The 14,599-nt window shown below is 73.1% G+C and carries 12 protein-coding genes; 8 read left to right on the top strand and 4 right to left on the bottom strand.

The window, feature by feature from the left end; all coding sequences use genetic code 11:
• Both ACQP09_RS06540 and ACQP09_RS06535 read left to right on the top strand, forming a co-directional pair.
• Complete coding sequence (locus ACQP09_RS06540) at positions 1-750, top strand: VOC family protein (protein ID WP_433396677.1); 750 nt, start codon at positions 1-3, stop codon at positions 748-750.
• Between the two features lie 53 nt (positions 751-803).
• Positions 804-1,373: a GNAT family N-acetyltransferase gene (locus ACQP09_RS06535; RefSeq protein WP_433396676.1), complete on the top strand. Its 570-nt coding sequence runs from the start codon at positions 804-806 to the stop codon at positions 1,371-1,373.
• Here the strand turns inward: ACQP09_RS06535 and ACQP09_RS06530 are convergent.
• Both ACQP09_RS06530 and ACQP09_RS06525 read right to left on the bottom strand, forming a co-directional pair.
• Positions 1,333-2,157 (bottom strand): ankyrin repeat domain-containing protein, encoded by an 825-nt coding sequence (locus ACQP09_RS06530; RefSeq protein WP_433396675.1) that lies wholly within the window; start codon positions 2,155-2,157, stop codon positions 1,333-1,335. The two genes, ACQP09_RS06535 and ACQP09_RS06530, sit on opposite strands and share 41 nt — an antisense overlap.
• A 30-nt stretch (positions 2,158-2,187) precedes the next feature.
• Complete coding sequence (locus ACQP09_RS06525) at positions 2,188-3,090, bottom strand: hypothetical protein (protein ID WP_433396673.1); 903 nt, start codon at positions 3,088-3,090, stop codon at positions 2,188-2,190.
• Between the two features lie 232 nt (positions 3,091-3,322).
• On the opposite strand from ACQP09_RS06525, the gene ACQP09_RS06520 reads away from it, so the two are divergent.
• Positions 3,323-4,102 (top strand): S1 family peptidase, encoded by a 780-nt coding sequence (locus ACQP09_RS06520; RefSeq protein WP_237325333.1) that lies wholly within the window; start codon positions 3,323-3,325, stop codon positions 4,100-4,102.
• A 63-nt stretch (positions 4,103-4,165) separates the two neighbouring features.
• Here the strand turns inward: ACQP09_RS06520 and ACQP09_RS06515 are convergent, their stop codons facing one another.
• Positions 4,166-5,992, bottom strand: a complete 1,827-nt coding sequence (locus tag ACQP09_RS06515) for a glycoside hydrolase family 35 protein (RefSeq protein WP_433396671.1) — start codon at positions 5,990-5,992, stop codon at positions 4,166-4,168.
• Between the two features lie 223 nt (positions 5,993-6,215).
• On the opposite strand from ACQP09_RS06515, the gene ACQP09_RS06510 reads away from it, so the two are divergent.
• Complete coding sequence (locus ACQP09_RS06510; RefSeq protein WP_326706383.1) at positions 6,216-7,094, top strand: AraC family transcriptional regulator; 879 nt, start codon at positions 6,216-6,218, stop codon at positions 7,092-7,094.
• A gap of 24 nt (positions 7,095-7,118) precedes the next feature.
• On the top strand, positions 7,119-7,517 hold the full coding sequence (locus tag ACQP09_RS06505) for a chorismate mutase (protein ID WP_433396669.1): 399 nt from the start codon (positions 7,119-7,121) through the stop codon (positions 7,515-7,517).
• Positions 7,518-7,586: 69 nt separating this feature from the next.
• Here the strand turns inward: ACQP09_RS06505 and ACQP09_RS06500 are convergent, their stop codons facing one another.
• Positions 7,587-8,423, bottom strand: a complete 837-nt coding sequence (locus tag ACQP09_RS06500; protein WP_433396667.1) for an MIP/aquaporin family protein — start codon at positions 8,421-8,423, stop codon at positions 7,587-7,589.
• Between the two features lie 184 nt (positions 8,424-8,607).
• Here ACQP09_RS06500 and pepN point away from each other — a divergent pair, with 184 nt between their 5' ends.
• The 3 genes from pepN to ACQP09_RS06485 all read left to right on the top strand — a co-directional run bounded on the left by pepN (position 8,608) and on the right by ACQP09_RS06485 (position 14,595).
• Complete coding sequence (gene pepN / locus ACQP09_RS06495) at positions 8,608-11,133, top strand: aminopeptidase N (protein ID WP_433396665.1); 2,526 nt, start codon at positions 8,608-8,610, stop codon at positions 11,131-11,133.
• A gap of 619 nt (positions 11,134-11,752) precedes the next feature.
• The gene (locus ACQP09_RS06490; protein WP_433396664.1) at positions 11,753-13,171 is read left to right on the top strand and encodes a pyridoxal phosphate-dependent decarboxylase family protein; all 1,419 of its coding nucleotides are present in this window, start codon (positions 11,753-11,755) and stop codon (positions 13,169-13,171) included.
• Positions 13,168-14,595 (top strand): lysine N(6)-hydroxylase/L-ornithine N(5)-oxygenase family protein, encoded by a 1,428-nt coding sequence (locus tag ACQP09_RS06485; protein ID WP_433396662.1) that lies wholly within the window; start codon positions 13,168-13,170, stop codon positions 14,593-14,595. The genes ACQP09_RS06490 and ACQP09_RS06485 overlap by 4 nt, the downstream gene beginning before the upstream one ends.
• Positions 14,596-14,599 lie beyond the last annotated feature (4 nt).

Below are 14,599 nucleotides of genomic sequence, written 5' to 3'. Positions count from 1 at the left end.
ATGACACGGCACGGCCCGCTGAACGAGTTCTGCTGGATGGACCTGAAGACCCACGACCCCTCCGGCACCGCCGCCTTCTTCTCCTCGGTGCTGGGCTGGGAGTTCGCCGTGGACGAGGAGGACTGGCGCCGGGCCGTGAAGTTCTCCGCCGGCGGCCACCGCATCGGCGGCATCAGCGACCTCGCGCAGCCGGTCTACCCGCCGGGCACACCCGCCCATATCGCCTACTACCTGGCGGTCGACGACGTGGACCACCGTACGGCCGTGGCGGCGGAGAACGGGGCGGAGATCCTCGTACCGCCGTTCGACGCGGGGGACCAGGGCCGGATCGCCACGCTGATCGACCCGATGGGAGCGGCCTTCTCCCTCTGGCGGCCGTCCGGGTACGCGGGGTGGCCGCCACCGCCTCTGGAGGAGGACAAGGGTGGGGACGAGGGCGCGCCCCGCATCGAGGCCGCTCCCCACCGTATGGTCCTGGTCTGCGAAGACCCCACGCGGGCCCGGGACTTCTACACCGAGACGGCAGGCACCCCGCTCGCCCGGACCACCTTCCAGCAGGGCCCCTACGGAGCCACCTCCGCGCCGCGGTGGGAGCTGGCCATCGGCGTGCACGACGTGGAAGCCGTCGTCACCCGGGCCTGCGCGCACGAATGCGGCCTCGTCACCCTGTCCCGGGAGTGCGGCCGGCCCCGCGCGCAGCTGAGGAGCCCGGAGGGGCTGACCTTCCGCATCCACCCGCTGGGCCTGTGAGCCCCGCGCCCGTCCGGTGGCGGGACCCGGCCGCATACCGAGAGGATCACCGCATGCCCGCCTTCCTGGAGACCGACCGGCTCGTGCTGCGCCCGTTCACGGACGCCGACGCCCCCCACCTGCTCGCCCTCGACAACGACCCCGAGGTCATGCGGTACATCAACGGCGGCCGGCCCACCACCGCCGACGCCATCCGGGACCGGACCCTGCCGAGGCTCCTCCACGACCACCCCTGCACCGGCACCCGTGGGTTCTGGGCCGCCGAGGAGAAGGCCACCGGCACCTTCCTCGGCTGGTTCGAACTCCGGCCCCTCGCCGACCACGACCCCACCGTCGTCGAGCTCGGCTACCGGCTCGACCGGGCGGCCTGGGGCCGTGGTTACGCCACCGAGGGCGCGCGGGCCCTGGTGGACAAGGGGTTCACCGGCCTCGGGGCGGAGCGCGTGACCGCCAACACCATGGCCGTCAACGCGGGCTCCCGGCGGGTGATGGAGAAGGCGGGCCTGACCTTCCTCCGCGCCTACACCGAGGACTGGCCGGACGCCATCGCGGGCTCGGAACACGGCGAGGTGGAGTACGTACTCACCCGGGCGGAGTGGGAGGCGCGCCGGGCGGACCGGTAGCACCGCCGGCCGGACCGGCCCCACCGCCACGCACCACCCCCTCCAGCAGCCCCACGACCTCCGCATGCCCCGTATGCCGGTCCACCCCCGCCGCCGTCACCCCGTCCCGCAACAGCTCCACCGCCACCGTCTCCTCGCCGTCGACCACCTCCCGCCGCACCACCGCGTCGAGCCCGGTCCCGTACGCCTCCTCCAGCTGCCCCATCAGCTCCCGCTCCAGGTCCACCCCGGCCAGCCGCCGCGCCTCGGCCAGCGCCACCCCGACCACCGCTTCCTGCCCCCCCGCTCCCGCCCCGTACTCCAGCAGCGCCCGCACCGTCCGCCCCGAGCCCCGCTGCGCCGCCAGAACCAGCATCGGCTCGCCCTGCGGGCCCGGCAGCAACGGGTCCGCGCCTTTGGCGAGCAGCGCCTCCACCGTGGCGGCGTGGCCGAGACCCACCGCCCAGCGCAGCGCCGTGAACCCGAACTCCTCGCGCAGATCCGGCCGCGCCCCGGCGGCCAGCAGCGCCTCCACCACCTCGGTGTGCCCGCCGCACGCCGCCCCGCACAGCGGAAGGTCGCCCGCCTCGGGGCCGCTCGCCCGGTCGGGGTCGGCGCCCGCCGCGAGCAGCAGCCGCACCGTTCCGGGCAGGTCCTGCACCGCCGCCAGATAGAGCGCCGTCGTGCCTTCCTCGTCGCTCGCCTCGGCCTGCGCACCCGCGCGCAGCGCCCGTACGACAGCGTTCTCGTCCTCGTACAGCGCATCGAACAGGCTTGGTTCGTCCCCGATCGGCTCGTTCGTCATGCTTCGACCCTACGGTGGCCGAAATGATGCTCAGGTGTCGCACTCCAGTCGCGTACGACACAGCCCGCACCGCGCGACCACCCGGCCCCGCACCGGGAGCCGGATGCGCTGGTGGCAGGTGGGGCAGGCGAAGGAGACCCGCAGGCCCTCGCCGCCGGACTCGAAGGCGTACGGAACATCCGGTTCAGCGGCCGTGCCGGGGTGGTCCTGGGCGTACCGGCGGTCCTTGGCGTACCGCCGCCGTCCCGCCCAGCCCGCCGCCGTCAGCGGAGGCCGGCGCAGATCGTGCAGCGCCTGCGCCCGGCCCTTGGTGTACGCCGTGTACGCCTGCGGGCTGGTGAACCACGGCGAAGGGTCCTCGTCGAACGCCCACGCCCGCTTGGCCAGGACGTATCCGAACTCCTCCGGCGTCAGATACCCCAGCTTCTGCCGGGACGTGGCGTCCTCCCGGAAGGCGTCCAGCAGCAGCCAGCCCGCGCCGAGGTAGGCGGTCACCGTATCGGTGAGGATCTCGTTGTCCCGCGTGCCGGCGAACTCCAGACCCAGCCGGTGCAGCAGGACATGGGTGATCTCATGCGCGAGCGCCGCGCCGATGTCCCTGCGGTGGGTGCGGAAGCGGTCGTTCAGCTCGATGAAGTACTCGGGGCCCGCGGTCAGTTCCACGCTCGCCGCGTGCTCCATCGTGCGGAAGCCGACGATCACGCGGGCGTCGGGCAGATGGAGGTGCTGGACCAGGGCCCGGGCCACCCGCTGGGCGCCGAGATGGAGGTCGTCCGCGTCGGAGAAGGCGGCGTCGGCCGGGACCAGGCTGGTGCCGTAGGAGTGGACGCCGTCGGAGGAGAGGCGCCGGTACAGCGCGGTGATCGCGGACCGGACCGTCTCCAGATGCGGAAAGCCGTGGACGACCGGTGCGCCCGGACTGCCGTTGCTCACGTCCGTACCCCCATCCGCTCCGGCCGGGAACCCCCGCCCCCGGCCGGTCTCCACTGTAGGCCGGGGTGTCCGAGGGGTGCGGGAATCGCCGAGGGCGAGCTTGGCCGAAAAGTACGCCTTGTGGCAGCGGTGAACGGCTCCCGATAATCGGATGGCCTTGACGGGTTCATGACCAAGATGGAGTCGTCCCGTCGTGGTTCCCACCGCAACCCCCCACGAAAGAAGGCAGTCCGTGAAGCAACTCCTGCGTGCGCTGAAGAGATGTTCCGTCGTCGTCGCCACCGTCGCGATCGCCGTCGTCGGCCTCCAGCCCGTCACCGCCTCGGCCGCCCCCAACCCCGTCGTCGGCGGAACCCGCGCCGCCCAGGGCGAGTTCCCCTTCATGGTCCGGCTCTCCATGGGCTGCGGCGGCGCCCTCTACGCCAAGGACATCGTCCTCACCGCCGCCCACTGCGTGAACGGATCGGGCAACAACACCTCGATCACCGCCACCGGCGGCGTCGTCGACCTCCAGTCGCCCAACGCCGTCAAGGTCCGCTCCACCAAGGTCCTCCAGGCCCCCGGCTACAACGGCACCGGCAAGGACTGGGCGCTGATCAAGCTCGCCCAGCCCATCAACCAGCCCACCCTCAAGATCGCCACCACCACCGCGTACAACCAGGGCACCTTCACCGTCGCCGGCTGGGGCGCCAACCGCGAGGGCGGCAGCCAGCAGCGCTACCTGCTCAAGGCCAACGTCCCGTTCGTCTCCGACGCCGCCTGCCGCTCCGCCTACGGCAACGAGCTCGTCGCCAACGAGGAGATCTGCGCCGGCTACCCCGACACCGGCGGCATCGACACCTGCCAGGGTGACTCCGGCGGCCCGATGTTCCGCAAGGACAACGCCAACGAGTGGGTCCAGGTCGGCATCGTCAGCTGGGGTTACGGCTGTGCCCGGCCCGGCTACCCCGGCGTCTACGCCGAGGTCTCGACCTTCGCCTCCGCCATCGCCTCCGCGGCCCGCACGCTCTGACGCCGGTGACCACCACTCGCCGCCCCGCGGGTGGTGGTCACGGCTGAACCACCCCGGGGACGATCACGGCTGAACCACCCCGGGGGCGCCCGAGCACCGTACGGGCGCCCCTGGGCCCAGCTCCCCCCACGCCTCGCCCGCACCCTCCAGCTCCAGCACCCACATCTCGTTGACGCCGTCCCGGAGCACCGGACCCGGTACGTACAGCGTCTCCTGCGGGCCCACCGACCAGTACCGGCCCAGACAGAAACCGTTCACCCAGACGAACCCACGCGTCCAGCCCGGCAGCCGCACCCCCGCGTGACCGACGCCCTCCGCCGTATCGACGGTGAACGCCCCCCGGAACAACCCGGTCCGCTCCCCTCCCGCGTGCATCGGAGAAGGCACCGGCCCGAACGGCACCCCCGCCACCGCACCCGCCTCCTCGAACGCGTCCAGCCGCAGCCCCCGCGCCCGTACACCGTGCAGGTACTGCCGCTCGTGCAGCACCCCGCCCGTGATCCCCTTCGGCTCACCCAGGCGCGGCCCGTAGTTGACCCGGCCCAGCGACTCCACCCACAGCTCCACCTCCGCCGGACCCGCCACCGGCTCCGGCAGCGTCGGGCTCTCCTCGGTCAGCACCCCCGCCCGCACCCCGTCGACGTACACCACCGCCCGGTCCCGCAACCCCGCCACCGTCAGCGGATACGGCATACGCGGCCCCGGCACCGCCACCCGGTAGCGCACCAACCCCCGGCCCACGCCCAGCTCCTCGAACGTCGGTGCCACCCCCGACTCCGGCCCCTCCGGATCACCCAGCGCCTCCAGTACGTCACCGAGCCCGGCCCACCCGTCCAACTCCACCCGCACCGGCGGCCCGGCCGGCCCCACCGGCTCCGGCGGCACCGCGGGCAACGGGCCCTCCACGTATCCCTCCAGCACCTTCCGGAACAGGTGGAACTTCTCCGTGGCCCGCCCGTACTCGTCGACCGGCGCGTCATAGTCGTACGACGTCACCGTCGGCTGGAACTCCCCGTCCTGCACCGGCCCACCCCGGTTCGCCCCCGCCCACCCCGCGAAGTTCGTCCCGCCGTGCGCCATGTAGATGTTCACCGACGCCCCGCACTCCAGGATCTCCCGCAGCGCCCCGGCCGCCTGCGCCGCATCCCGTACGACCGGTTCCGCACCCCAGTGGTCGAACCAGCCGCACCAGAACTCCATGCACATCAGCGGCCCCTCCGGCTGATGGCGGCGCAGCACCTCGAACGCCTCCCGCGCACCGGAGCCGAAGTTCGCCGTGGCCAGCAGCCCCGGCACGGACCCGCCGGTCAGCATGTGGTCCTCGGGCCCGTCCGACGTGAACAGCGGGACGCTCACCCCGCACTCCCGCAACAGCCCCGCCAGCCACTCCAGATACACCGCGTCGCTGCCGTAACTCCCGTACTCGTTCTCCGCCTGCACCAGGATCACCGGACCGCCCCGGCCGATCTCCCGCTCCACCACCTGCGGCAGCAGCTCCCGGAACCACCGCTCCACCACCGCCCGGAACCCCGCGTCCCGCGTCCGCACCCGCCGGCCGAACCGGCCCGTCACCCAGACCGGCAGCCCGCCGTTCTCCCACTCGGCACAGATGTACGGACCCGGCCGCACGATCGCCCACAGCCCGGCCCGCTGCACCGCGTCCAGGAACCGCCCCAGCGCCCCCACATCCCGGTACGCCCCCTCGCGCTCCTCGTGCAGATTCCACGGCACGTACGTCTCGACGCAGTTCAGCCCCATCGCCGCCAGCATCGCCAGCCGGTGCTCCCACTGCTCCTCGTGCACCCGGACGTAGTGCAGCGCACCCGACAGCAGCCGTACGGGCTTCCCATCCAGCCGGAAGTGGTCGGTCCCCACGGTGAAGTCGGACATCGTGTACGTACGCTCCTGCGCTCGGCCCACCCGGCGGCCCGGGCGTGCAATGGTCCGACCACTGTGACCTCTGGTGTTACGACGGTCCATGGACAAAGATCGCTGCTGATTGGACGCAAGGGACCGTCGGACGCAACGGGCCTCTCGGGCGCAAGGGACCCGTCGCCCGCAACGGACCCGCCGGATGCGACGGGTTCAAGGACCCTGGGAGGGGAAGGCCGCGATGTACCACACCTGGATGCGCTTCTTCACCCCCAGCCCGCTCCACCACCGCCTCGGCCTCGTCTGCCTCGGCGTCGGCCTCCAGCACGGCGCACTGCCCACCGTCGGCCCCCGCACCCTGGACCACCACGTCGCCGTCATCGTCAACTCCGGCACCGGCTGGTTCAGCGGCCCCGACGGCCGCCGCACCCCTGTCACCGGCCCCACCCTCATCTGGCTCACCCCCGGCACCCCGCACCACTACGGCGCCGACCCGGGCACCGGCTGGGACGAGAGCTTCGTCGACTTCACCGGCCCCGCCACCACCACCTACACCGAGCTCGGCTGCATCGAACCCGACCGCCCCCTCGTCCCGCTCTCCGACACCGCCGCCCCCCGCGCCGCCGTCGGCCGCATCGTGCGCGCCGCCCGCCGCGGCAACCCCTTGCTGGAGGTCGAGACGGCGGCCGCCGTCCACGAGCTCCTCGTCGCCCTGCGTCGCGCCCGCGCCGACCTCGGCCCCGACGGCGACCCGGTCCTCCAGGCCCTCGCCCGCGACGCCTACCAGCCGCTCACCGTCGCCGAACACGCCGCGAAGCACGGCATGACCCCCGCCGAACTGCGCACCGCCGTCCGGCGCGGCGCCGGGTGCAGCCCCAAGGACTACCTCCTCACCATCCGCCTCGGCCGGGCCAAGGAACTCCTCGCCGCCACCGACCTCCCGGTGGCAGCCGTCGCCCGCCGCGTCGGCTACGACGACCCCGCCTACTTCTCCCGCCTCTTCGCCCGCCGCGTCGGCACCGCCCCCGTCCGCTTCCGCGAACAGCAGGGCCGCAGCGTGCCCGGCGGCTGGAGCGACCAGGTGCCCGACCCGGACCACCCGCCGATGATCGGGCCGTGAGGAGGACGTCTAAGCTCGCTGACCATGAGTACGAGCGAGAACGACGCGTCGGCGCCCGCGTCCACGTCCCAGCTGATCGACCCGTCCGTCCAGGCGGAGCTGAACCGGCTGCGCGAGTCCATCGACAACATCGACGCCGCCGTCGTCCACATGCTCGCCGAGCGCTTCAAGGCCACCCAGCAGGTCGGCCGCCTCAAGGCCGACCACCAGCTGCCGCCCGCCGACCCGGCCCGCGAGACCCGCCAGATCACCCGCCTGCGACAGCTCGCGCAGAGCGCCAACCTGGACCCGGCCTTCGCCGAGAAGCTGCTGAACTTCATCATCGCCGAGGTCATCCGCCACCACGAGCGCATCGCGGAGGAGACGGGCAACGGGAACGCTGCCGACGCCGACGACGGGAACGCTACGGCTGCCGGAGCCTGACGGACGCCACGGCCACCGGGGCCTGACGGGCGGGGGCGTTAAGGCCTCCGGGGCCTGAGGGGCGGGGCGTTAAGGCCTCCGGGGCCTGACGGGCGGACGACCGCCGAGCCTCCTGTACGCCACCGCCACCGCCGCGAGCTCCGCGCCCAGCCTCCCGCGCACCACCGTCACCAGCCCCGCCCCGGCCACCGCCCCCAGCACCGGCCCGGCCACGTACACCCACAGCAGCCCGGCCTCCCCGGACAACAGCGCCGGGCCGAACTGCCGCGCCGGATTGGCCGATCCGCCGCTCAGCGGCCCGAGCACCGTGATCATGAGCGCGGTGACCAGACCGACGGCGTACGGGAGAAGTCTCCGGCCCACCGGATGCGCCAGGAGCCCCGCGAGCAGCAGCGTCGACCCGGCCAGCACCTCGGCCTCCGCCACCAGCACGGCCCCCTCGCTCCAGCCGGGACCGGGCCGCACCACCGCGTGGACGACCGGCGGCCGGACGACCACGGACCCCCACACCAGCCCCGCCAGCCACGTCCCCACCACCGAGCCGCCCCCCTGCGCGACGACGTACGGCACCACCTCCCGCCCCGGGAACGCCCCGAGCCGCCACAGGGCGACGGTGACGGCCGGATTCAGATGCCCGCCCGACCACCGCCCCGGCGCGGAGAGCATGAGGACGGCGAGCAGCGCGCCGACCTCCGCCCCGAGCAGCGCGAACGCCGCCCCACCGCCTCCGTACCCGTCCGGCGCGAAGAGCCACCGCACACCGCTCACCACGGCCAGGAGCAGCAGCGCGGTCAGCCCGAACTCGCAGCCGGCACGGCACATCAGGCCGGGGGAGAGGGAAGGCGAAGGGGAAGGGACCCGATCAGGAAGGCGGGCGGCGGCAGCGCGCGCAGGCGTGAGCGTCATGAGGATGTCCTCGGTACTCGGTGTGCCGCACCGAGGAGATGGTAAGCGCCGACAGCCCCCAGGGGGTATACGCCCCCTCCCGTACACCGGCACACCTCACCCCCTCCTGGGGCAGGCCCCCCTTCCCGTACGCCCAGGGAGAACCCCCCTGCCCGCTCTCGATCCCGTACGGCAGCATGGGCCCATGTCCGTACTGACGCGCGACGAAGCGCAGACCCGAGCCCAGATCATCGACGTGGAGCGGTACACGATCGCCCTCGACCTCACCACCGGCGAGGAGACCTTCGACTCGCGGGCCGCGATCCGGTTCACCGCCCGCACCGCCGGAGACACCTTCGTCGAGGTCAAGCCCGCCACCCTGCGCTCGATCAGTCTGGACGGACAGCCGCTGGACCCCGCCCTCCTCGACGGCAACCGCTACCCCCTCACCGGCCTCGCCGCCGGCCCGCACGAACTGCACGTCGACGCCGCGATGAGCTACTCGCGCACCGGCGAGGGCATGCACCGCTTCACCGACCCCGCCGACGGCGAGACGTATGTCTACACCCAGCTGTTCATGGAGGACGTCCAGCGCGTCTTCGCCGCCTTCGACCAGCCCGACCTCAAGTCCGTCTTCGCCATCGACGTGACCGCCCCCGAAGGCTGGACCGTCCTCGGCAACGGCGTCGCCGACCGCACCGAGGACGGGCACTGGACCATCGCGCCCACACCGCTCATCTCCACCTACCTCGTCGCCGTCGCCGCCGGCCCCTGGCACTCGGTCACCACCCAGCACGCCGGACTGCCCTTCGGCCTCCACTGCCGCCGCTCCCTCGCGCCCCACCTGGACGCCGACGCGGACGAGATCCTCGGTATCACCCGCGCCTGCTTCGACCGCTACCACGAGAAGTTCGACGAGCCCTACCCGTTCGACTCCTACGACCAGGCCTTCGTTCCCGAGTTCAACGCGGGCGCCATGGAGAACCCCGGACTCGTCACCTTCCGCGACGAGTTCATCTACCGCTCGGCCGTCACCGACACCGAACGCCAGACCCGCGCCATGGTCGTCTCCCACGAGATGGCCCACATGTGGTTCGGCGACCTCGTCACTCTCAGCTGGTGGGACGACATCTGGCTCAACGAGTCCTTCGCCGAGTACATGGGCTACCAGACCCTCACCGAGGCCACGGCCTTCACCGACACCTGGGTCGAGTTCGGCGTCGCCCGCAAGGGCTGGGGCTACGACGCCGACCAGCGCCCCTCCACCCACCCGGTCGCCCCCGACCCCGACGCCGTCCCCGACACCGCCTCCGCCCTCCTCAACTTCGACGGCATCAGCTACGCCAAGGGCGCCTCCGCACTCCGCCAACTCGTCGCCTGGCTCGGCGAGAAGGACTTCCTCGCCGGCATCAACACCCACTTCGCCCGGCACAAGTTCGCCAACGCGACCCTCGCCGACTTCATCGACAACCTCGCCTCCGCCACCGACCGCGACGTCCACGCCTGGGCCGAGCAGTGGCTGCGCACCACCGGCGTCGACACCCTCACCGCCGACGTCCACGAACCCACCGGACCCACCGAGGCCGGCCAGTCCTGGGCGCTCGCCGTCGAGCGCGACGGCAGCCGGCCCCACCGCATCACCGTCGCCACCTTCGACCACGCCCTCAACACCCAGGCCGGCCCCGGCCACCTCGCCCCCCGCGACCGCTTCGAACTCGACATCCCCGGTGACTCCACCCCCACCGTCCGCACCGGTCGCCGCCCCGCCCTCGTCGTCCTCAACGACGGCGACCTCACCTACGCCAAGATCCGCCTCGACACCACCTCCTGGGAGACCGCCCTCGGCCACCTCTCCGCCATCCCCGACGCCCTGACCCGCGCCGTCATCTGGAACGCCGCCCGCGACATGGTCCGCGACGGCGAGCTCGACCCCGCGCACTACCTCACCGCCGCCCGCACCCACCTCCCGTACGAGAGCGACCTCGCCCTCGTCCAAGGCGTCCTGGCCTTCGCGGGCGGCCAGATCGCCGACCGCTACGTCACCCCCGAGGCCCGCCCGGCCGCCCTCGCCACCCTCACCAGCCTCTGCCGCGACCTGATCCGCCGCACGGAGGACGGCTCCCACCCGGGCCTGCGCCTCACCGCCGTACGCCACTTCATCGACGCCGCCACCCAGCCCGACACCCTCCAGGCCTGGCTCACCGAAGGCACCGTCCACGGCGGACCCGAACTCGACCCCGAGCTGCGCTGGCGCATCCTCACCCGCCTCGCCGCCCTCGGCGCCACCGACGAAAGGGCCATCGACGCCGAACTCGCCGCCGACCCCAGCGCCACCGGCCGCGAAGGAGCCGCCCGCTGCCGGGCCGCACTGCCCACGCCCGAGGCCAAGGCGGCGGCCTGGCAGGCCATGTTCGGCGACGACACCCTCTCCAACTACCTGTTCACCGCCACCGCCCAGGGCTTCTGGCAGCCCGGCCAGGACGAGCTCCTGACCGCGTACGTCGACCGCTTCTACCCCGACGCCACCGCACTCGCCGCCCGCCGGGGCCCGGCCATCGCGGAGGCCGCCGGACGGTACGCCTTCCCCGCGTACGCCATCGACCCCGACAGCCTCGCCACCGGCACCCGGGCCCTCAAGGACCCGGCCCTCATCCCGGCGCTGCGCCGCAAGCTGGTCGACCAGCTCGACGACCTCCGCCGGGCCCTGGCTGTACGGGCGACGGAGCACTGACCCGGCAGAACCGGGGGAGGACCGGCGGGCGCGCGAAGACACCCTTCGCGCGCCCGCAGGCTTTTCAGCCGGTCATGCACCGACGGCCCCGCGACTGACCGCCGACGGACCGACGATCGGGGGATAGACCGCCGGTGGACCGCCCGTCTCTGGACCGCCCGCCCCCGGACCGCCGGCCCGTAGAACCGCCGGCAGTTCCGCCTGGCCGCCAGCGCCTCGGTCAGGATCGCCCGCGTCCCCTCGCGCCGCCGCACCCCGCGCCGCCACCTTTGCCGGAAGGCCTCGGCCTCCGCCGGAAGCCCCCCTGGCCTCGGCCTCCGCCGGAAGCCCCCCGAGCCTCCGCCCCCGCCTCCGCCGGCCCCCCGAGCCTCCGCCTGAAGCGCACCCCGCCCCCACCGGAACCGCCCCGACCGCCCCTCACCGAAGCCACCCCGCGAGGCACCCCCGTACGCCCGTCCCGAAACCGCACATCTATACCACCCGAACCCCCGGCAAAGGGCCCACACCGGCCACCAGTACCCCTTTCGAGTTCAGATCGTTGACCTCTTCGGCCGCCCCGCCCGAAACCCGGGACAAGCTGGCATGTCCACCCCCGCCCTCCCGAAGGACCACCCCACCCATGCCCACCCCACCCCTCGCCGGAGGCACCGCAGGGCCCGCCGCACTGCGCCCCCTCATCGACACCGTGCTCACCGCACTCCACGACGGCGCGGCCCTCCGGGACGGCCCCCTCCCCGCCGGCGGACCCGACACCGTCACCCCCCGCACCCGCACCGCCACCCACCCCCTCATCCCCGACCACGGCACCGGCGCCCACCACGCCCTCCGCGCCCTCGTCACCGCCCTCACCGAAGGCGCCGCCGACCCCGCCCACCCCCACTGCGCCGCCCACCTCCACACCCCACCCCTCGCACTCGCCGCCGCAGCCGACCTCGCCGCCAGCGCCCTCAACCCCTCCATGGACTCCTGGGACCAGGCCCCCGCCGCCGCCACCCTCGAAGCCGACCTCACCACCGCACTCGCCACCGAGATCTACCCCCACGCCCCCTCACCCGACGCCGTCATCACCACCGGCGGCACCGAAGCCAACCAACTCGCCCTCCTCCTCGCCCGCGAACGCCACGGCCCCGTCCAGACCGTCTGCGCCACCAACACCCACCACAGCGTCGCCCGCGCCGCCTGGCTCCTCGGCCTCCCCGAACCCGTCACCGTCCCCGCCCCCGACGGCACGATGGACCCCGCCGCCCTCGACCAGGCCCTCACCCGCCTCGACCGGCCCCTCCTCGTCGTCGCCACCGCCGGCACCACCGACACCGGCGCCATCGACCCCCTCGACACCATCGCCGACCTCTGCACCACCCACGGCGCCGAACTCCACATCGACGCCGCCTACGGCGGACCCCTCCTCTTCAGCCCCACCCACCGCACCCTCCTCCACGGCCTCCACCGCGCCCACAGCGTCACCCTCGACCTGCACAAACTCGGCTGGCAACCCGCATCCGCCGGCCTCTTCGCCGTCCCCGAACGCCACCACCTCACCCCCCTCCACCACCACGCCCCCTACCTCAACGCCGACGACGACACCGAAGCCGGCCTCCCCGACCTCCTCGGCCGCTCCCTGCGCACCACCCGCCGCCCCGACGCCCTCAAGATCGCCGTCACCCTCCAGGCCCTCGGCCGCACCGGACTCGCCGACCTCATCGACCGCACCCTCGCCACCGCCCACCACCTCGCCGACCTCATCACCAAAACCCCCACCCTCGACCTCTACCGACGCCCCACCATCTCCACCGTCCTCTTCCGCCCCACCGACGCCGACGACCACACCGTCGCCACCCTCCGCCGCACCCTCCTCAACCGCGGCCACGCCGTCCTCGGCCGCGCCCACGCCGCCGGCCGCCTCTGGCTCAAGGCCACCCTCCTCAACCCCCACACCACCCCCCAGGACCTCCAGGCCCTCATCGACCTCGTCACCGCCACCACCACCGACCTGGCAGTCACCACCACCCCCCGCACAGAAGGCGACACCCCGCGATGACCGACCGGCCCGCCCCCGCCCCCGACCGGCCCCACGACCTCGTCGGCATCGGCATCGGCCCCTTCAACCTCTCCCTCGCCGCCCTCGCCCACAACATCCCCGCCACCCCTGACGACCCCCGCCCCCTCGCCGCGACCTTCTACGAACAACGCCCCGCCTTCCACTGGCACCCCGGCCTCCTCCTCGACGGCGCCAGCCTCCAAGTCCCCTTCCTCGCCGACCTCGTCACCCTCGCCGACCCCTCCAGCCCCTGGAGCTTCCTCAACTACCTCCGCACCCGCGACCGCCTCTTCCCCTTCTACTTCGCCGAGCGCTTCCACATCCAACGAGCCGAATACGACGCCTACTGCCGCTGGGTCAGCGAACAACTCCCCGGACTCCACTTCGGCCACCAGGTCGACGCCGTCCGCTGGAACACCGAACGCGCCCTCTTCGAAGTCGACTTCACCCAACTCGACCCCGACGGCGAAGCCGAAGCCCTCGGCCGCGCCTACGCCCGCCACATCGCCCTCGGCATCGGCACCGAACCCTTCATCCCCGAACCCCTCCGCCCCCTCGCCGAAGCCGAATCCGTCCCCGTACTCCACTCCGCCGACTACCTCCGCCACCGCGAACAACTCCTCGCCGCCGACCACATCACCGTCATCGGATCCGGCCAGTCCGGCGCCGAAGTCTTCCTCGACCTCCTGCGCGCCCGCCCCGAAGGCGCCGAGAACATCCACTGGCTCGCCCGCACCCAGGCCTTCGCCCCCATGGAATATTCCAAGCTCGGCCTGGAGCACTTCACCCCCGACTACAGCCGCTACTTCCACGCCCTCCCCGAAACCGCCCGCGACGAACTCGTCCCCCGCCAATGGCAGCTCCACAAAGGCATCGACGCCGACACCATCGCCGCCATCCACGACGAGCTCTACCGCCGCACCCTCCACGGCGGCTGGCCCGACGCCACCCTCACCCCCGGCGTCCACGTCCGCACCGCAGGACGCCTCGCCAACACCCGCGTCGAACTCCACCTCGAACACACCCAGCAAGGCACCCGCTCCCGCCTCACCACCGACGCCGTCATCCTCGCCACCGGCTACCGCGAACGCCCCCTCGACGCCCTCCTCGGCGGCCTCGACCCCTACCTCAGCCGCGACGCCTCCCACCGCCCCCGCATCGACGACCAGTACCGCCTGATCCTCGACCGCGCGGTCACCGGACACGTCTACGTACAGAACGCCGAACGCCACACCCACGGCGTCGGCGCCCCCGACCTCGGCCTCGCCGCCTGGCGCAGCGCCACCATCCTCAACAACCTCACCGCCACCACCCCCTACCCCCTCCCCGAACGCACCGCCTTCACCACCTTCGGCCTCACCACCGGCCACCCCCGCGTCCCCGCCCAGCCCCCCGCCCTCATCCCCCTCAGCCAGTCCGTCTAGCCGG

This window comes from Streptomyces sp. CA-146814 (assembly GCF_050942385.1).
Lineage (GTDB): Bacteria > Actinomycetota > Actinomycetes > Streptomycetales > Streptomycetaceae > Streptomyces.
This window is presented reverse-complemented; position numbering and strand designations above follow the sequence as displayed.

Excerpts from the sequence above, each read along its gene's own strand:
- ACQP09_RS06540 (WP_433396677.1), top strand. The coding sequence starts at position 1 with ATGACACGGCACGGCCCGCTGAACGAGTTCTGCTGGATGGACCTGAAG.
- ACQP09_RS06535 (WP_433396676.1), top strand. The coding sequence starts at position 804 with ATGCCCGCCTTCCTGGAGACCGACCGGCTCGTGCTGCGCCCGTTCACG.
- ACQP09_RS06530 (WP_433396675.1), bottom strand. The coding sequence starts at position 2,157 with ATGACGAACGAGCCGATCGGGGACGAACCAAGCCTGTTCGATGCGCTG.
- ACQP09_RS06515 (WP_433396671.1), bottom strand. The coding sequence starts at position 5,992 with ATGTCCGACTTCACCGTGGGGACCGACCACTTCCGGCTGGATGGGAAG.
- ACQP09_RS06510 (WP_326706383.1), top strand. The coding sequence starts at position 6,216 with ATGTACCACACCTGGATGCGCTTCTTCACCCCCAGCCCGCTCCACCAC.
- ACQP09_RS06505 (WP_433396669.1), top strand. The coding sequence starts at position 7,119 with ATGAGTACGAGCGAGAACGACGCGTCGGCGCCCGCGTCCACGTCCCAG.
- ACQP09_RS06500 (WP_433396667.1), bottom strand. The coding sequence starts at position 8,423 with ATGACGCTCACGCCTGCGCGCGCTGCCGCCGCCCGCCTTCCTGATCGG.
- pepN (WP_433396665.1), top strand. The coding sequence starts at position 8,608 with ATGTCCGTACTGACGCGCGACGAAGCGCAGACCCGAGCCCAGATCATC.
- ACQP09_RS06490 (WP_433396664.1), top strand. The coding sequence starts at position 11,753 with ATGCCCACCCCACCCCTCGCCGGAGGCACCGCAGGGCCCGCCGCACTG.
- ACQP09_RS06485 (WP_433396662.1), top strand. The coding sequence starts at position 13,168 with ATGACCGACCGGCCCGCCCCCGCCCCCGACCGGCCCCACGACCTCGTC.